The organism is Microbacterium sp. CPCC 204701 (assembly GCF_004010105.1).
Taxonomy (GTDB): Bacteria; Actinomycetota; Actinomycetes; order Actinomycetales; family Microbacteriaceae; genus Microbacterium.
Genome location: NZ_RRYE01000027.1, coordinates 1 through 18,363, shown reverse-complemented (window position 1 = coordinate 18,363; position 18,363 = coordinate 1). Strand labels below are relative to the sequence as shown.

18 protein-coding genes and 1 pseudogene are annotated in these 18,363 nt (G+C 69.9%); 10 read left to right on the top strand and 9 right to left on the bottom strand.

Going from position 1 to position 18,363, the window contains the following annotated elements; all coding sequences use genetic code 11:
• Positions 1 to 99: 99 nt before the first annotated feature.
• Positions 100 to 1,782: a glycoside hydrolase family 13 protein gene (locus EIO58_RS03985; protein WP_127818392.1), complete on the bottom strand. Its 1,683-nt coding sequence runs from the start codon at positions 1,780 to 1,782 to the stop codon at positions 100 to 102.
• A gap of 173 nt (positions 1,783 to 1,955) precedes the next feature.
• Between EIO58_RS03985 and EIO58_RS03980 the strand changes: the two genes are divergently transcribed.
• Positions 1,956 to 2,474: an adenine phosphoribosyltransferase gene (locus EIO58_RS03980; RefSeq protein ID WP_127818391.1), complete on the top strand. Its 519-nt coding sequence runs from the start codon at positions 1,956 to 1,958 to the stop codon at positions 2,472 to 2,474.
• A gap of 36 nt (positions 2,475 to 2,510) precedes the next feature.
• On the opposite strand, the gene EIO58_RS03975 is transcribed toward EIO58_RS03980, so the two are convergent.
• On the bottom strand, positions 2,511 to 3,212 hold the full coding sequence (locus tag EIO58_RS03975) for a hypothetical protein (protein ID WP_127818390.1): 702 nt from the start codon (positions 3,210 to 3,212) through the stop codon (positions 2,511 to 2,513).
• Between the two features lie 80 nt (positions 3,213 to 3,292).
• Complete coding sequence (locus EIO58_RS03970) at positions 3,293 to 4,225, bottom strand: 2-hydroxyacid dehydrogenase (RefSeq protein ID WP_205789122.1); 933 nt, start codon at positions 4,223 to 4,225, stop codon at positions 3,293 to 3,295.
• A 61-nt stretch (positions 4,226 to 4,286) separates the two neighbouring features.
• On the opposite strand from EIO58_RS03970, the gene EIO58_RS03965 reads away from it, so the two are divergent.
• The gene (locus EIO58_RS03965; protein WP_127818389.1) at positions 4,287 to 4,718 is read left to right on the top strand and encodes a DUF1761 domain-containing protein; all 432 of its coding nucleotides are present in this window, start codon (positions 4,287 to 4,289) and stop codon (positions 4,716 to 4,718) included.
• Between the two features lie 97 nt (positions 4,719 to 4,815).
• Here EIO58_RS03965 and purQ read toward each other — a convergent pair whose 3' ends face one another.
• On the bottom strand, positions 4,816 to 5,523 hold the full coding sequence (gene purQ / locus EIO58_RS03960; RefSeq protein ID WP_127818388.1) for a phosphoribosylformylglycinamidine synthase subunit PurQ: 708 nt from the start codon (positions 5,521 to 5,523) through the stop codon (positions 4,816 to 4,818).
• Positions 5,520 to 5,768 (bottom strand): phosphoribosylformylglycinamidine synthase subunit PurS, encoded by a 249-nt coding sequence (purS, locus tag EIO58_RS03955; RefSeq protein ID WP_127818387.1) that lies wholly within the window; start codon positions 5,766 to 5,768, stop codon positions 5,520 to 5,522. The genes purQ and purS overlap by 4 nt, the downstream gene beginning before the upstream one ends.
• 268 nt (positions 5,769 to 6,036) lie before the next feature.
• Between purS and EIO58_RS03950 the strand changes: the two genes are divergently transcribed.
• The 5 genes from EIO58_RS03950 (at position 6,037) to EIO58_RS03930 (ending at position 11,938) form a co-directional block, all read left to right on the top strand.
• On the top strand, positions 6,037 to 7,314 hold the full coding sequence (locus tag EIO58_RS03950) for an ABC transporter substrate-binding protein (RefSeq protein ID WP_127818386.1): 1,278 nt from the start codon (positions 6,037 to 6,039) through the stop codon (positions 7,312 to 7,314).
• 91 nt (positions 7,315 to 7,405) lie between these two features.
• Positions 7,406 to 8,437, top strand: coding sequence for a carbohydrate ABC transporter permease (locus EIO58_RS03945; protein WP_446723870.1), 1,032 nt, complete (start codon positions 7,406 to 7,408; stop codon positions 8,435 to 8,437).
• Positions 8,434 to 9,348: a carbohydrate ABC transporter permease gene (locus EIO58_RS03940; protein WP_127818384.1), complete on the top strand. Its 915-nt coding sequence runs from the start codon at positions 8,434 to 8,436 to the stop codon at positions 9,346 to 9,348. The genes EIO58_RS03945 and EIO58_RS03940 overlap by 4 nt, the downstream gene beginning before the upstream one ends.
• Positions 9,349 to 9,355: 7 nt before the next feature.
• Positions 9,356 to 10,858: a family 1 glycosylhydrolase gene (locus EIO58_RS03935; RefSeq protein WP_205789121.1), complete on the top strand. Its 1,503-nt coding sequence runs from the start codon at positions 9,356 to 9,358 to the stop codon at positions 10,856 to 10,858.
• Between the two features lie 66 nt (positions 10,859 to 10,924).
• Positions 10,925 to 11,938 (top strand): LacI family DNA-binding transcriptional regulator, encoded by a 1,014-nt coding sequence (locus EIO58_RS03930; protein ID WP_127818382.1) that lies wholly within the window; start codon positions 10,925 to 10,927, stop codon positions 11,936 to 11,938.
• A 33-nt stretch (positions 11,939 to 11,971) separates the two neighbouring features.
• On the opposite strand, the gene EIO58_RS03925 is transcribed toward EIO58_RS03930, so the two are convergent.
• Positions 11,972 to 12,811 carry a VOC family protein gene (locus EIO58_RS03925; RefSeq protein WP_205789123.1) on the bottom strand — a complete coding sequence of 280 codons (840 nt, stop codon included), beginning with the start codon at positions 12,809 to 12,811 and terminating at the stop codon, positions 11,972 to 11,974.
• Positions 12,812 to 12,972: 161 nt separating this feature from the next.
• The gene (locus tag EIO58_RS03920; RefSeq protein ID WP_127818380.1) at positions 12,973 to 14,322 is read right to left on the bottom strand and encodes a uracil-xanthine permease family protein; all 1,350 of its coding nucleotides are present in this window, start codon (positions 14,320 to 14,322) and stop codon (positions 12,973 to 12,975) included.
• A 117-nt stretch (positions 14,323 to 14,439) separates the two neighbouring features.
• On the opposite strand from EIO58_RS03920, the pseudogene EIO58_RS03915 reads away from it, so the two are divergent.
• Positions 14,440 to 14,733 (top strand): annotated as a pseudogene (locus EIO58_RS03915) (ATP-binding cassette domain-containing protein); the annotation flags it as partial.
• A gap of 124 nt (positions 14,734 to 14,857) precedes the next feature.
• On the opposite strand, the gene EIO58_RS03910 reads toward EIO58_RS03915, so the two are convergent.
• Positions 14,858 to 15,826: a phosphoribosylaminoimidazolesuccinocarboxamide synthase gene (locus EIO58_RS03910; RefSeq protein WP_127818379.1), complete on the bottom strand. Its 969-nt coding sequence runs from the start codon at positions 15,824 to 15,826 to the stop codon at positions 14,858 to 14,860.
• A gap of 176 nt (positions 15,827 to 16,002) precedes the next feature.
• Between EIO58_RS03910 and EIO58_RS18650 the strand changes: the two genes are divergently transcribed.
• Both EIO58_RS18650 and EIO58_RS03905 read left to right on the top strand, forming a co-directional pair.
• The gene (locus tag EIO58_RS18650) at positions 16,003 to 16,161 is read left to right on the top strand and encodes a hypothetical protein (protein WP_164861522.1); all 159 of its coding nucleotides are present in this window, start codon (positions 16,003 to 16,005) and stop codon (positions 16,159 to 16,161) included.
• A gap of 133 nt (positions 16,162 to 16,294) precedes the next feature.
• Positions 16,295 to 17,392: a fatty acid desaturase family protein gene (locus EIO58_RS03905; RefSeq protein WP_127818378.1), complete on the top strand. Its 1,098-nt coding sequence runs from the start codon at positions 16,295 to 16,297 to the stop codon at positions 17,390 to 17,392.
• 37 nt (positions 17,393 to 17,429) lie between these two features.
• On the opposite strand, the gene purD is transcribed toward EIO58_RS03905, so the two are convergent.
• The coding region (gene purD, locus EIO58_RS03900) for a phosphoribosylamine--glycine ligase (protein WP_127818377.1) at positions 17,430 to 18,363 on the bottom strand (934 nt) is incomplete at its 5' end.

Below are 18,363 nucleotides of genomic sequence, written 5' to 3'. Positions count from 1 at the left end.
CGGGCGACCTCGTCGATGCTGACCACGTCGTCACCTCTCTTTCGCGAACCGGTGATCCGGCCGGGCGGCGGGATGCCGAACCGCGCATCCCTCGCGGGCTCAGTCCTTCGCCACCCAGACCGTCGTGTCGGCCGGCAGCTCGGCGCCCGCGAGCGGGCCGCTCGCAGCGATCACGATACCCTCCGGCACCGGGATCGACGCCGTGCCGGTGTTCGCCACCACGGTCACATTCCCGTTGCGGAATGCCACGGCGTCCGTCCCGTAGCCGTCGATCCACTCGAGGGTGCCCGCGCCGAGAGCACGGGCGCGGCGCTCCGCCAGGAGCAGGCGATACAGTTCGAGCGTCGAGCCGTCGACGCCGATCTGGCGGTCGCGGGCGAGTTCGGCCCACTCGGCCGGCTGCGGCAGCCACGACGCACCCGAGGCGCTGAAGCCGTAGGCCGGGGCATCCGACGTCCACGGAATCGGCACGCGGCAGCCGTCTCGGCCGTAGCGCTCGCCGTTCGTACGGAACCAGGTCGGGTCCTGACGCGCCTCGCCGGGGACGTCGATGACCTCGGGAAGCCCGAGCTCCTCGCCCTGGTAGAGGTACGCCGAGCCGGGCAGGGCGAGCATGAGCGTCGTGGCGGCACGCGCGCGCCGGAGACCCACCTCGGGGATCGGCTTGCCGGGCGAGTCCGGCCCGATGCCGTGGCCCTGCGGGTTCTCTGCAGTGAGCGCCAGACGCGAGGCGTGACGGACGACGTCGTGGTTCGACAGCACCCACGTGCTCGGGGCCCCGACCCCGGGGAACGCCCGCAGCGAGACGTCGATCACCTCGCGGAGGTCGGCGGCGTCCCACTCGGTCTGCAGGTAGGGGAAGTTGAAGGCCTGGTGCATCTCGTCGGCGCGCACCCACAGCGCGGTCTTGTCGGCGGTGGGAAGCCATGCCTCGGCGGCGAGGGCCCGATCGCCCTCGTACTCGGCCATGATGCGGCGCCATTCGCGGTAGACCTCGTGCACGCCCTCCTGGCCCCAGTAGGGCACGTTCTCCTCTTCGCCGCCCATCGAGCCGGCCTCGGGGGCCGGGATGTAGTCGGGCAGGCCCTCGGCCTTCACGAGGCCGTGCGCCACGTCGACGCGGAAGCCGTCGACGCCGCGGTCGAGCCAGAAGCGCAGGATGCGGCGGAACTCCTCGCGGACCTCCTCGTTCGACCAGTCGAAGTCGGGCTGCGACGAGTCGAACAGGTGCAGGTACCACTGGCCGGGCGTGCCGTCGGGCTCGACGACGCGCGTCCAGGCGGGACCGCCGAAGACCGAGTCCCAGTTGTTGGGCGGCAGCTCGCCGTGCTCGCCCTTGCCGTTGCGGAACATGTACCGCGCGCGCTCCGGGCTGCCGGGGGCGGCCGCCAGGGCCTGCCGGAACCACTCGTGCTGGTCGGACGAGTGATTCGGGACGAGGTCGACGATGACGCGGATGCCGCGTTCGTGCGCACCCGCGAGCATCGTGTCGAAGTCGGCCAGCGTGCCGAAGAGCGGATCGACGTCGCAGTAGTCGCTGACGTCGTAGCCGGCGTCCTTCTGCGGCGAGCGCTGGAAGGGGCTCAGCCAGATCGCGTCGATGCCGAGCTCCGCCAGGTCGTCGAGGTGGGACGTGATGCCCGGCAGATCGCCGATGCCGTCCCCCGAGGCGTCCGCGAAGGAACGGGGGTAGATCTGATAGATCACTGCGGTGCGCCACCACTCGCCACCGAGGGTGGTGAGGAACGCGTCCGTGCGCTCTGCGGTCTCTGCGGAGGTCATCGGGCCAGTGTACTGCAAGCGCTTACATCCGCGTTTCGTGCCCGGTCACCTTCCTCAGATGAGGGAATCCGCGCAGATGAGGAGAGGGGACGGGGCAACAGTCCTCATCTCGGCCCTGCCCCTCACGCGGGGAAGGAGGGACGGTGTTCACGTGTGCGACGTAGGGTGGGCGGATGCTTTCCGAGGCCCTGACGCGCGCCGAGTCCCTCATCCGGACGATCCCCGACTACCCCGAGCCGGGCGTGCTGTTCCGCGACATCACGCCGCTGCTGGCGGATGCGCGAGCCCTCCGGACCGTGATCCACGCCATGATCGCCCCGTTCGAGGGGTCGTTCGACGTCGTCGCCGGGGTCGAGGCGCGCGGGTTCCTGCTCGCGGGGGCCGCGGCGATGGAGGCCGGGGCCGGCCTCGTGCCGATCCGCAAGGCGGGCAAGCTGCCGCGGCCTGCGGCATCCGTCTCGTACTCCCTCGAGTACGGCACCGCCACCGTCGAGGCTCACGACGACATCAGGAGCGGCATGCGCGTACTGCTCGTCGATGACGTGCTCGCGACCGGCGGCACGCTCGTCGCGGCGCGCGAGCTCGTCGAGACCCTCGGCGGCGAGGTCGTCGGCACCGCCGTGCTCATGGAGCTCACCGCCCTGGGCGGTCGCGATGTCGTGGGCGACGTGCACGCGGTCTTCACCGCCTGACTGCGCCTCGCGCCGCCGACGGGCGGCGTTCGCGGGTCAGTGTTCTGCGCCCGCCGGCCGATCCTGTACCAGGCGATACGAGGGCAGGCGCAGTCGACGGGTCCATTCGTATGCCCCGGTGCCGGGAAGCGGATGGCGCACTGCATCGAAGCGCAGAGAGGCGTCGTCCGCGAGCCCGGACCGCTGCAGAGTCATCTCGGCGAAGACGTGCCACAGTCCGGTCGGCTCGGCCGCGTAGATCCGGAGCGTCCATGGCGAATGCGGCGCGGCCGAGCCGACGGCGACATCGTCGGATACGCGGGACGACGGCGTCGTGCGGGCGCAGATGAGCACGGGACCGCGTACTCCGCGGTACGGCAGCAGGGTGCTCAGCGTCGCCCGTGCCGGGAAGCGGTGCGGGCGGAGCAGGAAGCGGCCCGGCACACCGATCCCGGTCGACGCCAGCTCGAGATCCGCCGGAGCGCTGCCGGACTGAGTGCGCACAGCGAGCCCGATGATGTCGGGGAGCCAGTCCGGGAGTCCGATCGACCTCGACACGCGCGCGGTGACCCGAGCCGTCTGGCCGGGCGGGCCGTCGATCCATGCGATCCCGAACTCACGTGTGCGCGGCACCCACCGGATCTCGCCCTCGAGCACGACGCCCCGCGGATGAATCGGTCGCGGACGGCGGATCACGAGAAGGAGGGCGAAGCCGGCGCGCAGCACGAGTCCGGCGAAGGAGGCGACAGCAGCGATCACCTGGTCAGTATCGATGCTCCACGGGGTTCACAGGGGGCCGTGGTGATCTCGCGCGCGGCGGACTAGCATGCGCCCGCGCGTCAGCCGCCGAGGACGACGTTCAGCGGCGACTCGCCGGCGACGAGGCGCTCGATCTGCGTGCGCACGAGCCGCGCCACGCGCGGACGCATCGCACTGGAGGCGCCGCCTACGTGCGGCGAGATGAGCACCCCGGGAAGCCCCCACAGCGGGTGTCCCTCGGGCAGCGGCTCGGGATCCGTCACGTCGAGCGCCGCCCGCACGCGTCGGCGACGCACGTGGTCGACGAGCGCGTCCGTGTCGACGAGCGTGCCGCGCCCGACGTTGACGACCAGCGCACCGTCGGGGAGGGCCGACAGGAACGCGTCGTCGACGATGTGCCGCGTCGCATCGCCTCCGGGCAGCGATGCGATCACGATGTCGGCGTCGGGCAGCAGCTCGGGCAGCTCGTTCAGTGCGTGCACCGGCATCCCGTCCTCTTCCCGGGCGCGGGACGCGACGGCGCGCATATGCGCCTCGAATCCCGACAACCGTGCAGCGATCGCCTTGCCGACGCCGCCGTAGCCGAGCAGCAGCACACGCCGGTCGGCGAGGCTCTCGGCGAACACCGGCGACCAGCGGCCCGCGGCCGTGTCGACCGCGAACGCGTCGAGGCGGCGCTGGGCGGCGATCGTCAGGCCTACGGCCAGCTCGGCGGTCGACGTCTCATGCACCGACGCCGCGTTCGCGAAGACGAGACCGGGCGGCAGGATCGCCTCCACGCCGTCGTACCCGATCGATTGGCTCTGCACGAGGCCGACCTCGACGCCCTTGAGGCGCGACAGAACGCGCGACATCGACATGTACGGGGGCACGACCAGGTCGAACCGATCGCGCGGGGCCGCGGCATCCATGGGCCACACGACGATCTCGACTCCGTCGGGAAGCGTGCCGAGGTTGGCGGCGAGCTGCTCGGTGGGCACGCTCACGACGAGATTCCGGATGCTGTCGCTCACGGCTCCACGCTACCGGCGCGTTCGGGGACTAGAGTTCGAGCAACCGGACAGGGAGGCAAGGATGGTTCCCGAGATCAACTACTGGGCGGTGCTGCTCGCGACCGCGTCGAGCATGGTCGTCGGCGCGATCTGGTACACGCCGAAGGTGTTCGGCACGAGGTGGGCGAAGCTCGCGAACGTCGACATGGACCGGTCCGGCGCGACCGCGGTCGTGCCGATCGTCGTGACGGTCATCGTGAGCTTCATCACGGCCTGGGTGCTCGCCGGCGCGTCGTCGATCGCGTGGCATTTCTACACCGGCAGCTACCTGTGGGCCGCGCTCGCGACCGCCGTGATCCTGTGGGCCGGTTTCACGGCCGCCCGCTTCATCACCCACGATGCCTTCGAGGGGCGCCCGACGTCGCTGACGGTGCTGAACATCGCGCACGAGCTGGTGACGCTCGTGGTGATGGGCCTCATCATCGGGGTTTGGCCGCCCGCCGGCACCGTCTGAGTCCCCCCGCGTGTGAGCTCGGTCCCTGAGCCCGTCGGCGGGTCGCTCCGACAGGCTCAGCGACCGGGCCGCTGAGGGTCGGAACGGATGCCGAGGCTCAGGCGGCCTGCGCCACCACAGCGGCGACGGCCGACGTGAAGAACGGCAGCCCGTCCTCGCCTGAGCGCATCGCGGCGTCCGTGTCGGGCCCGAAGCCCGGCTCGACGGCGTGCTCAGGGTGGGGCATGACGCCGACGACGTTGCCGCGCTCGTTCGTGATGCCGGCGATGTCGCGCAGCGACCCGTTCGGGTTCACGCCGACGTAGCGGAACGCCACGAGGCCCTCTCCCTCGAGGCGGTCGAGCTCGGAGTCCGACGCGATGTAGCCGCCGTCGGCGTTCTTCAGCGGGATGACGATCTCTTGGCCGGCCGTGAAATCGGCGGTCCACGCCGTGTCGCTGTTCTCGACGCGCAGCCGCTGGTCACGGCGGATGAACTGCTGGTGCGCGTTGCGGATCAGGCCGCCCGGCAGCAGGTGCGCCTCGACGAGCACCTGGAAGCCGTTGCAGATGCCGAGGACGGGCATGCCCTTGGCCGCGGCATCCTTCACCTCCGCCATGATCGGGGCGTGCGCGGCGATGGCGCCCGCGCGCAGGTAGTCGCCGTAGCTGAAGCCGCCCGGCAGCACGAGCGCGTCGACGCCGTGGAGGTCGTGCGAGCCGTGCCACAGGGCGACGGGCTCGGCGCCGGCGATGCGGATCGCGCGCTGCGCGTCGCGGTCGTCGAGCGACCCCGGGAAGGTGATGACCCCGATGCGGGCGGTCACTCGCCCACCTCGACTCCGACCACGTCCTCGATGACCGAGTTCGAGAGGATCTCTTCGGCGACCCGCTTCGCCTCGGCGAGGACGTCGTCGGTGATCTCGCCGTCGACGGTGAGCTCGAATCGCTTGCCGATCCGGACAGCGCTGAAGTCCGACACACCCAGACGTGCGAACGCGCCCGAGACGGCCTTCCCCTGCGGGTCCAGCAGCTCGGCCTTGGGCATGACGTCGACGACGATGGTGGGCATCAGAGGGCTCCGGATGTCGCGGGCAGGGGTCCGCTCCAGTCTACGGGCCCCCGCATCCCGCCCGGTCTTCGTCTTCTGCGCACGCCATCAGGCGTCCGTGACGCAATTGTGACACGCCGATGGGAGCGCTCCCTTGACATTCGTGAGAGCGGTCCCATAGTGTTTCGTCTCAATCGTTGGGAGCGCTCCCACGACACTACGGCCGCGGACCCCATCCGGGGCCGGTTCCTGCAACACACACCAACCCTGACAACACAAAGGAGTGACAGTGAACGCACGCGCCTTCCGCAGAAGCGCTGTGGCCGTCGCCGCCTTCTCGGCCTCGGCTATCGTCCTCGCCGGCTGCGCCGGCAGCAGCGGCGACACCGGTGACGGCGGCAACGCCGACGAGGAGATCACGCTGACGGTCGCCACTTTCAACGACTTCGGCTACACCGACGAGCTCCTCCAGGAGTACGAGGACGAGAACCCGAACGTCACGATCGAGCACACCCGTGCCGCCGAGTCGGGCGACGCCCGCTCGAACTACTTCGCCAAGCTCGGCAAGGGCGGCCTGGCCGACATCGAGGCCGTCGAGATCGACTGGTTCGCCGAGGCCATGCAGTACTCCGACCTGCTCGCCGAGGCACCCGACTCGGTGAAGGGACGCTGGCTGGACTGGAAGGAAGCGGCCGCGACCGACGCCGACGGGCGACTTGTGGGCTTCGGCACCGACATCGGCCCCCAGGGCATCTGCTACCGCAGCGAACTGTTCGCCGCCGCGGGTCTGGCGAGCGACCGCGAGGGCGTCGCCGACCTGTTCGACGGCGACTGGGAGAACTTCCTCGACGTCGCCGACCAGTACAAGGCGGCGACCGGCAAGCCGATGATCGACTCGGCCAACTCGGTGCTCCAGGGCATCGTGAACCAGATCGAGTACACCTACACCGAGCCCGACGGCGCGGTCATCGCCACCGAGAACCCCGAGATCCAGGCGGCGTACGAACTCGTGACCGAGCGCGCGGTCCCCAACTCGGCCTACGCCGGCCAGTGGTCGGACGACTGGTTCGCGTCGATGGCGAACGGCGAGTTCGCCGCGATGCTGTGCCCGGGCTGGATGCTCGGTGTCATCGAGGGCAACGCCCCCGACACCACCGACTGGGACATCGCCGACGTGTTCCCCGGCGGCGGCGGCAACTGGGGTGGCTCGTACCTGACCGTCCCGGCCGACGGCGACAACGTCGAGGCGGCGCTCGCGCTGGCCGACTGGCTCACCGCTCCGGAGCAGCAGATGAAGGCGTTCGAGGCCGCGGGCACGTTCCCGAGCCAGCTCGAGGCGCTCGAGAGCACCGAGCTCGCGGAGGCGACCAACGCGTACTTCCAGGACGCGCCGGTGGGCGAGATCCTCTCGACCCGCGCCGAGGCGGTGACGGTCGCGCCCTACAAGGACGCGAGCTACTTCAAGTACCACGACGCGCTCCAGAACGCGGTCACGCGAGTCTTCGACGGCGTCGAAGACGAGCCGACCTCGTGGAACACCTGGGTCACCGAGGTCGAGGCCTTCTGAGCCACCGATCCGACACATGATCGAGTGCGCGCGGGGGAACCCGACGCCGCGCGCACTCGGTCCGTCCGACCCCGACCCCACCGGAGCCATCGTGACTGCCACCCAAGTGCGCCCTGACGCACCCGAGGCGCCGCCGCAGCTGAACGAGAAGCGCGTCCGCGTCCTGTCCTTCAGCCAGCAGGTCAGCCGCTGGGACCTCAAGGTCTCGCCGTACCTCTACATCTCGCCGTTCTTCATCATGTTCGCGATCGTGGGCCTCTTCCCCATCGCGTACACGGCGGTCATCTCGTTCATGGAGTGGGACCTCGTCCGCAACTCCGGCGAGTTCATCGGATTCGACCAGTACATCTGGATCCTGCAGAACCCGCAGTTCTGGACGGCCCTGCGCAACACCTTCAGCATCTTCCTGCTCTCGAGCGTCCCGCAGCTGGTGCTCGCGATCTTCATCGCGGCGATGCTCGACAAGAACATCCGCGCCAAGACGTTCTGGCGCACCAGCGTGCTGCTGCCCTACGTGATGGCGCCGGTCGCCGTCGCCCTGATCTTCAGCAACATGTTCGGCGACAACCACGGCCTGGTGAACAACATCCTCACCGACCTCGGCGTGCCGGCGATCCCGTGGCACAAGGACCCGTTCTGGAGCCACGTCGCGATCGCCACCATGGTGAACTTCCGCTGGACGGGCTACAACGCGCTCATCCTCCTGGCCGCGATGCAGGCCGTGCCTCGCGACTACTACGAGGCCGCCACCGTGGACGGCGCCGGCGGCTTCCGCCAGTTCTGGAGCATCACGCTCCCGTCGCTGCGGCCCACGCTCATCTTCGTCATCATCACCTCGACGATCGGCGGTCTGCAGATCTTCGACGAGCCGAGCCAGTTCGACAACACGGGCCAGGGCGGCGCCGCCCAGCAGTGGCTGACGATCACCCTGTTCCTCTACAACATCGGCTGGCGCGAGTGGAACTTCGGCCGTGCCGCGGCCTTGGCGTGGATCCTCTTCCTCCTCATCCTCGTCATCGGCCTCATCAACCTCATGGTCACCCGTCGGCTCGTCCGGGACGAGGGCAGCCGGGGCGCCGCCGGAGTCCTGCGGCGCATGAACCGCAAGGGGGACGCCCGATGAGCACCACACCTCCCATCGCGATGGCCGAGCAGGGCATCGCCAGCCCCGACGAGCCGGGGCGCCGGCGCGACCGCACCACGAAGATCCGCGGATACCGTGCAGGCTTCTGGGTGTACGCCGGCCTCGGCGTCGTCGTCCTCGCCGCCGTGTTCCCGTACTACTGGTCGTTCCTGATCGGGTCGGGGGATGCCTCGACCATCAGCGACCCGAACATGTCGTGGATCCCCGGCGGCAACTTCCTCGCCAACGCGGCCTCGGTCGTGAACGACCCCGCGGTCAACTTCTGGCCGGCCCTGTGGAACTCGATCTACAGCTCGACGCTGATCGCGGCATCCGTCGTCATCACCTCGACGCTCGCCGGCTGGGCGTTCGCGAAGCTCCGCTTCCGCGGAAGCAGGGGCCTGCTCGTCTTCGTCGTCGCGACGATGGCGGTGCCGACCCAGCTCGGCGTCGTGCCGCTGTACATCCTGTTCGCCGATCTCGGGTGGACCGGCAACGTCGGCGCCATCATCATTCCGGCGCTCACGAGCGCCTTCGGCGTGTTCTGGATGACGCAGTACCTCCAGCAGACCGTGCCGGACGAGCTCATCGAGGCAGCCCGCGTCGACGGCGCGACGATGATGCGCACGTTCTGGACCATCGCGGTCCCGGCCGCTCGCCCGGCTGCGGCAATGCTGTTCCTGTTCACGTTCGTCGGCGCCTGGAACAACTTCTTCTGGCCCTTCATCGTGCTCGACCGCCGCGATCCGACGCTCCCCGTCGCGCTGTCATTGCTGCAGTCGAACTACTTCGTGGACTACTCGGTCGTGCTCGCCGGCGTGCTCCTCGCGACGATCCCGCTCCTGCTGCTGTTCGCCTTCGCCGGCCGGCAGCTCGTCAGCGGCATCATGGCCGGTGCGGTCAAGGGCTGATAGACACATGACCATCGCATCCAGAGAGGACTCTGCCCTCATGACGACCGCGACTTCGCGACCGTTCCCGTCGGACTTCCTGTTCGGCGCCGCGACAGCGGCCTTCCAGATCGAAGGCGCCGCCCTCGAGGACGGTCGCCGCGCCTCGATCTGGGACACGTTCTGCCGCGTCCCGGGCGCCGTGATCAACGGCGACAGCGGCGACGTCGCGTGCGACCACTACCACCGGTACCGCGACGACGTCGCGCTCATGAAAGACATGGGGCTGCAGACGTACCGCTTCTCGACGTCGTGGTCGCGCGTGCGCCCCGACGGCGGCCCGCTCAACGCACAGGGCGTGGACTTCTACAAGCGGCTGGTCGATGAACTGCTGGATGCGGGCATCCTGCCGTGGCTCACGCTCTACCACTGGGACCTGCCGCAGGCGCTCCAGGAGAAGGGCGGCTGGGCGAACCGCGACACCGCCGAGAAGTTCACCGAGTACGCGCTCGACCTGCACGACGCGCTCGGCGACCGCGTGGACGTCTGGACGACGCTCAACGAGCCGTGGTGCTCGTCGTTCCTCAGTTACACCGCGGGACTGCATGCGCCGGGTCACTACAGCGTCACCGAGGGCGTGCTGGCGGCGCACCACCTGATGCTCGGTCACGGTCAGGCGGCGCGCGAGCTGCGGGCGCGCGACGAGTCGCTGACCCTCGGCATCACGCTGAATCTCACGGTCGCCGACCCGGTCGACGCGTCCGATCCGGCCGACCTCGACGCCGCCCGCCGCATCGACGGCCAATTCAACCGGTGGTTCCTCGACCCGATCTTCCGGGGCGCCTACCCTGCCGACATCGTCGAAGACATCCGGAAGGTGGATGCCGAGGCCATCGCCGCGTGGGAGTCCGCGGTTCAGCCGGGTGACCTCGAGGCGATCTCGACACCCCTCGACACGCTGGGGGTGAACTACTACCACGGCGAGTTCGTCGGCGGCCACGCCCCGGTGAACCCGCCGAAGCCGGGCGATGCGCCGACCGACCGGCTCGGTCGCTCGCCGTTCCCGTCGCACGAGGGGATCTTCTGGCACGAGCGCGGTCTTGCCCGCACCCCCATGAACTGGGAGGTGCAGCCCGAGGGCCTCACGCGCCTGCTCGAGCGGGTCTGGTACGAGTATGCCGAGCCCGCCGGGACGGTCCTGTACGTCACCGAGAACGGCGCGGCCTACGACGACGTCCGCGTCGTCGAGGACGGCGAGGTGCGGGTGCACGACGACGAGCGCGTGGACTTCCTGCGTGCGCATCTCGCGGCGACGCTCGACGCGGCCGAGGCCGGCGTCGACGTGCGCGGGTACTTCTACTGGTCGCTGCTCGACAACTTCGAGTGGGCGTGGGGGTACGAGAAGCGATTCGGTATCGTGCGGGTCGACTACGACACGCAGGAGCGATCCCTCAAGGACAGCGCACGCGACTACCGTCGGATCATCGCCGCCCGCGCGCTCACCGGAACCGGGCTGCCGCTCGACGCGTAGCGCCGGCATCCGGCGCGAGGGGGAGAATAGCGACATGAGGACTGACGCGAGGGGAGGCGCATCGCGATGAGCACCGAGGCGATGCGCCACGCCGTGACGATCGAGGAGGTCGCCGCCGCCGCGGGGGTCTCGCGGTCGACGGTCTCGCGCGTCGTCAACGGGTCCACCGCGGTGAGTCCCGAGGCGCTCGAGGCGGTCAAGCGCGCGATCTCGGAGCTCAACTACGTCCCGAACCGCGCTGCCCGCTCGCTCGCGAGCCAGAAGACGCACGCGGTCGCTCTCATCGTGCCTGAAGACACCACGCGGTTCTTCGGCGACCCGTTCTTCGCGGCGATCGTCTCGGGGATCAGCTCGCGGCTCAGCCGCTCGGACTACGTGCTCAACCTCTTCATCGCGAGCGACGACCCGGGTGACAAGACCACGAGCTACGTGCGCAGCGGTGCGGTCGACGGCGCGGTCGTCGTCTCGCATCACACCAGCGACACGTTCATCGAGCGCATCGCGAGCGTCGTGCCCGTCGTGTACGGCGGCCGGCCGGTGCGCGAGCGCGAGCGCGACTACTACGTCGACGTCGACAACGTCCGCGGCGCGTATGACGCCACGGTGTACCTCATCGAGAGCGGCCGCCGCCGCATCGCCACGATCACGGGCCCGCTCGACATGCCCGCCGGCATCGACCGGCTGCAGGGGTACCGCGACGCGCTGGCCGCCTTCGACCTCGACGAGCACGCGATCGAGGACGGCAACTTCACGGCCGACGGCGGTGCCGACGCGATGCGGCGCATTCTCGCGGCCGGTCCGCCGCCCGACGCCGTCTTCGCCGCGAGCGACCTCATGGCGCGCGGTGCACTGACCGCGCTCACGGCAGAGGGCCTGCGCGTGCCAGACGACGTCGCGCTCATCGGCTTCGACGATTCGCCGGTGGCGACATCCGTCATCCCGCAGCTGACCACGGTGCGCCAGCCGTCGTTCCAGCAGGGCGAGCGCATGGCCTCGGTGCTGATCGACCTCCTCGCCGGTCGGCATCCGCGACACGTCACGATCCTCGAGACCGAGCTCGTCATCCGCGACTCCGTCTGAGGCCGGCTGGGGCCGGGGGCCGGGGCTCTGGGGTCAGCCCCGGCCTGGGGCGGTCGCGTGCAGCAGGTTGCGCCACGGGTCGTCGAACGCCACCGCTCGGCCGTCGTCGCGCGCCTCGAATCCGTGGTGACGCAGCCGCTCGGCGAGCTCGCCGAGAGAATCGGCGTCGGGCAATTCGAGATCCACTCGCCCGAGCCCGAGCGCGGGCATGCGCGGACCGGCGCCGCGCGAGTTCCACGTGTTCATCGCCATGTGGTGGTGGTAGCCGCCGGCGCTGACGAACACGGCCTGGTTGCCCAGCGCCGCCGTCTCGTCGAAGCCGAGTGCGTCGACGTAGAAAGCGCGCGCGGTGGCGACGTCGCCGACCGACAGATGCACGTGACCGACGGATGCCGCATCCCGCGCGGTCGCGCCGCCCGCGGCGCGCTCGGACAGGTGCTCGCCCAGGTACGAGTTCGGGTCGAGGAAGAGCGTCGCCATCTCGACCTGGCCGTGCACCCACGACCACTCCGAGCGGGCGCGGTCCCAGTACAGCTCGATGCCGTTGCCCTCGGGGTCGGTGAAGTAGAACGCCTGGCTCACGAGGTGGTCGGCCGACCCGGTGAACGCGTGCGGTGCCCGTGTCGCGACGCTGTGGAGCGCGGCCGCGAGCGCCTCCTGTGTCTCGAACAGGATCGCGGTGTGGAAGAGCCCTGCCGAGCCTGCCGTCGCGTGGCGCAGAGCCGGGTGGTGCTGCAGCACCACGATCCCGCGCCCAGCTCGGCCGAGCACCACCCGGTCGCCTTCGGCGGCGAGCACCTCGAGCGTGACGACGTCGCGGTAGAAGGACGTCATGCCGTCGAGGTCGCCGACGAGCAGTGTGACGGCTCCCATCGCGGTGTCGGCGGCGAGACGGTCGGGCGCCGCGGGCTGTGCATTCACGTGAATGTGAACCTCCGGCATCCGTCAGCCATTCCCCGCCCCGAATCGCGAAAGAGCAGGCCTCGCCACTCCGAAGCGGCGGAAACCTGCCCTTTCGCGATTCCCGGGCCGGGTCAGCGAGCGACCTCGGCGTCCTGCGGGTCGCCCCCGAGCTGACCCACGGGCGGCAGCGGACCGCCGTCGTCGGCACCGGTCCTGCGCCAGCGCGCGATCAGGTTGCCGAGGTGGTAGATCAGCAGCGCGGCGGCCGAGCCGATCACGATCGCGCCGAGCTCGAAGTCGCCCCACTGCATCGTGAACCCCGCGATGCCGATCACGAGCGCGACGGCCGCGGTGTACTGGTTGACGGGGCGCGAGAAGTCGACGCGGTTGTCGACCCAGATCTTGATGCCGATGATGCCGATGAGCCCGTACAGAGCCGTGGTCACGCCGCCGAGCACGCCCGCCGGGATCGAGTTGAACACCGCCCCGACGACCGGCGACAGCGACAGCAGGATCGCGAAGATGCCGGCCACCCAGTACGCGGCCGTCGAGTACACACGCGTGGCGGCCATGACGCCGATGTTCTCGCCGTACGTCGTCGTGCCCGACCCGCCGAAGAAGCCCGCGAGGGTCGTGGCGGCGCCGTCGGCGATGAGCGCGCGGCCGGTCTGCTGGTTGACGGATGCCTCGGTCATGGTCGCGACGCCGCGCACGTGTCCGACGTTCTCGGCGACGAGCACGAGCACGACGGGCAGGAACATCGCGATGACGCTCCACGTGCCGGGGTCGCCGAAGGCCGGGAACTCGAATGTCGGCAGGCCGACCCACTGGCCGTCCGTGATGAGCTCGTTCACCGCGGTGAAGTCGACCTCCCCGACGAGGAGGGCGACGATGTAGCCCACGATCACGCCGAGGAAGATCGAGATGCGGCCGAGAAACCCGCGGAACAGCACGCTGAACAGCACGACGGCCACGAGCGTGACGGTCGCGGTGAACGGCGCCTGCTGGTAGCTGTCCCACGCGACGGGCGCGAGGTTGAAGCCGATCAGGGCGACGATCGCCCCGGCCACGACGGGAGGCATGAGCTTCTCGACCCAGCCGAGTCCGGCGAACTGCACGATGAGGCCGACCGCAGCGAGCAGCATGCCGACCGCGACGATGCCGGCGAGAGCCGAGCCCATGCCCTGCGACGCGGTGGCGGCGGTGACCGGAGCGATGAACGCGAACGACGAGCCGAGGTAGCTGGGCAGCTTGTTGCGCGTGATGATGAGGAACAGCAGCGTCCCGATGCCCGAGAACAGCAGTGTCGTCGAGACCGGGAAGCCCGTGATGATCGGCACGAGGAAGGTGGCGCCGAACATCGCGATGACGTGCTGCGCGCCGATCGCGATGGTGGCGGGCCAGTTGAGGCGCTCGTCGGGCCTCACCACCTTGCCGGGTTCGACGGTCCGGCCGTTGCCGTGCTGGGTCCACAGTGGCATGCGCGCTCCTTGCGCTCGTGGGGGATTGTGCTGGCCTCACGATAGCGGTCGGCGACGCCCGCAGAAGTTGCTGCGGGCATGCGGCATCCGAAGCCTGGACAGGCGCCGCTCGCGCGCATGACACCGATGACGGAGAGACGTGACAGAGCCACCGATTTCTCCCGCAGCCCCGGACCCGCCGTCCCGGCCGTGGCACCGGCGGCGCTTGAGCTCCGGGGCCTCCACAAGCGGTTCGGGCCGAAGGTGGCCGTCGCCGACCTCAGCCTGCGCGTGCCGGCCGGCTCGTTCTACGGGCTCGTGGGTTCGAACGGGGCCGGCAAGACCAGGACGCTCTCGATGGCGACGGGGCTCCTCGCGCCGGATGCCGGGCAGGCGCTGGTGGACGGTGTCGACGTGTGGCGCGACCCGGTGGCCGTCGGCGTCGCCGTCTCGCTCGGCTGGGACCGCGTCGTGCAGGCGCGGGTGCTCGAGCAGGGCTGGTACGCGCCGATCGAGAACCTCGAACGACTCCTGCTGGGCTGAACCCGGCCGGACGTCAGGCGGAGGTCAGGCGGTCGAGCAGCTCGCGGTAGCGCGCGACCGTGCGCTCGACGACGTCATCGGGCAAGGCCGGCGGCTCGCCCTGGTGGTCCCAGTTCGCAGCGAGCCAGTCGCGCACGATCTGTTTGTCGAAGCTCGCCATCCGCTCGTCGGGGGTGTTTCCCGAGGCCCAGGCCTCGGCATCCCAGTAGCGCGACGAGTCGCTCGTGAGCACCTCGTCGGCGAGCGTCATCACGCCGTTCTCGTCGAGCCCGAACTCGAACTTGGTGTCGGCGAGGATCACGCCGCGTGCCTCCGCCGTCAGGGCCGCACGGGCGTAGATCTCGAGCGAGAGGTCGCGCAGCTCTTCCGCGCGCTCGCGGCCCACGAGCTCGACCGTGCGCTCGAACGAGATGTTCTCGTCGTGTTCGCCCATCGGGGCCTTGTAGGCGGGGGTGTAGATCGGCTCGGGCAGCCGGTCGCCGTTCGACAGGCCGTCCGGCAGCGAGATGCCGCACACGGTGCCGCTCTCGCGGTACTCGGCCCACCCAGACCCGGTCAGATAGCCGCGCACGACGCACTCGATCGGCAGCATGTCGAGGCTCTTCACGACCATCGCGCGGCCGGTGACGGCATCCGGGATCAGTCCCTTCACGTCGTCGTCGGTGTTCGCCTCGCCGTCGGCACCGAGCGTGAGCACGTGCGACGCCGCGAGATGGTTCGGGATGCCGCGCCCGCCGTCGGCGCCCGCGAGCCGGTCGAACCACCACAGGCTGAGGGTGGTCAGCAGCACGCCTTTGCCGGGGATGCCGGGCGAGAGCACGTGGTCGAACGCGCTGACCCGGTCGCTCGCCACCACGAGCATGCGGCCGGGATCAGCCCCGGCTTGCGGAGAATCGGCGGGGACGTACAGGTCCCGCACCTTGCCCGAGTACGCGTGGCGCCAGCCGGGGAGGTCGAGCGGGGTCTGGGTCGCATCCGTCACCCGCCCATTATCGCCGGTGCCCGCTCGCGGTCAGGGCGTGAGCTCGTCGACCTCGTCGCTGATGACGAGCACGACACGGCCCGCCGCCGACAGGTGGACGTCGGCGGGTGCTTGCGCGGATCGGACGGCGTGTCAACCCATTGGCGCGAGGCGCGGCATCCCTTCACGATGAGGTCATGACCGCACTCGCAGTGACTCTGCTCATCATCGGAATCGTGCTGCTGCTGTTCGGCGTGTTCGTCGAGGCGGTGCAGTTCCTGCTCTGGATCGGCATCATCATCCTCGTGATCGCGGTGATCATGTGGCTGATGCGCTTCATCCGACGTCAGACATGAGCGCCGGGCTGTGAAGTCGCCGCAAGCCGCACCGCGGCGCCCGGCGCAGACGTAGCCTGAGCGGAAGGGATGTCCGGGACCCCGACATCCGCGGCTCGCACGAATGTGCGACCAGAGGATCGGGGCAGAAGATATGGCCGACAATCAGACCCGCGAAGTCCGCGCGACCGCGCCGCGCGGCACGCGCATCCAGAACGACTTCACCGAGCTCGCGAGGTCGGTCCAGTCGAGCGGCCTCTTGCGGCGGCGCTACGGCTACTACTGGACCAAGCTGATCGGGGCGGCCGTCGTCCTGGCTGCGGCGATCACCGCGTTCGTCCTCATCGGCGACACGTGGTGGCAGCTGCTCACTGCGGTGGGCCTGGCGATCGTGTTCACCCAGATCGCGATGCTGGGCCACGACGCGGCCCACCGCCAGATCTTCGTGTCGGGTCGCTGGAACGACTGGACGTCGATGGTGCTGGGCAACCTGCTCGTCGGCATGAGCTACGGGTGGTGGCAGCACAAGCACACGCGACACCATGCCAACCCGAACAAGATCGGCTCGGATCCCGACATCGAGCTGCCGGTCGTGTCGGTCACGCCAGACCAGGTCGATCGCCGTGCGGGACGGTACGGCCCGGTCATCGGGTGGATCCTGGCGCACCAGGGCGTCTTCTTCTTCCCGATCCTGCTGCTCGAAGGGCTGTCGCTGCACGCGTCGAGCGTGCGCCGGGTGCTGTCGCCCGAGCCGCTGCGACGCCGTGCCGCCGAGATCGCGTTCCTCGCCGTGCGGATCGGCGGTTACCTCGCGCTCGTGTTCATCGTGCTCTCGCCCGGCATCGCAGCGGTCTTCCTCGCGGTCCAGCTGGGCGTGTTCGGCGTCTACATGGGCATGGTCTTCGCACCGAACCACAAGGGGATGCCGCTCGTCCCGGCCGACGCGAAGCTCGACTTCCTGCGGCGGCAGGTGCTGATGAGCCGCAATGTGCGGGGGAGCAGGTTCCTCGACGTGGTCATGGGCGGCCTCAACCATCAGATCGAGCACCACCTCTTCCCCTCGATGCCCCGCCCTCACCTGCGCCAGGCATCGGGCATGATCAGGGCGTACTGCGTCGCCCACGGCGTGCGGTACACCGAGACCCGCCTCTGGGAGTCGTACCGGATCGTGACGCGCTACATCAATCGCGTGGGACTGGGCGAGAGGGATCCCTTCGAATGCCCGCTGCTGCAGCAGCGGGCGGCCGTGTGACCCTCGGGTTCTCCGGCTCGAGGCGTGAGGGCGCGGGTCAGAGCCCTTCGGCGACGCGCAGCGCGATGTCGGTGCGGTGCCGGCCGCCCTCGAGCCCGATCTCGCCGATCGCACGGTACACGCGGTCGCGGGCCTCGACGAACGTCGTGCCCACGCCGACGACGTTGAGCACGCGCCCGCCCGTCGCGACGAGACCGCCGTCGGACTCCGCCGTCGCCGCGTGCGCGAGATGCACGCCCTCGACCGCCTCAGCCTCGCGGAGCCCGGTGAGGGGTCGCCCGGTCACCGGCACGGCCGGGTATCCCTCGCTCGCGAGCACCACCGTCACGGCCACGTCGTCGGCGAACGCGGGACGCGTGTGGTCCTCGAGATGGCCGGATGCCGCTGCCAGCAGCAACTCCGACAGCGGATCGACGAGCCGCGGCAGCACCACCTGGGTCTCGGGATCGCCGAAGCGGGCGTTGAACTCGATGACCTTGACGCCGGCATCGGTGAGGATGAGCCCTGCGTACAGCAGCCCGATGAAGGGGGCACCCTCGGCATCCAGCTGACGGATGACGGGCTCTGCGATCTCGCCGGTCACCAGCTCGACGAACTCCTGCTCGCTGCCGAAGCGGCCGTCGAGCCACGGCAGCGGCGAGTACGCGCCCATACCTCCCGTGTTGGGGCCCTCGTCACCGTCGCGCAGGCGCTTGTAGTCCTGAGCAGGGCTCAGCGGCAGCACGTGGTCGCCGTCGCTCAGGAAGAACAGCGACACCTCGGGTCCGTCGAGGAACTCCTCGACGAGCACCGGGCCGGACGGGAGGTACGCGTCGGCGTGCGCGAGCGCCGCCTCGCGGTCCGACGTCACGATGACGCCCTTGCCGGCGGCGAGCCCGTCGGCCTTGACGACGTGCGGGGCGCCGAGCTCGTCGAACGCGGCCTCGACCTCGGCCCGGCTCGACGCGCGGACCGCCCGGCCGGTGGGCACG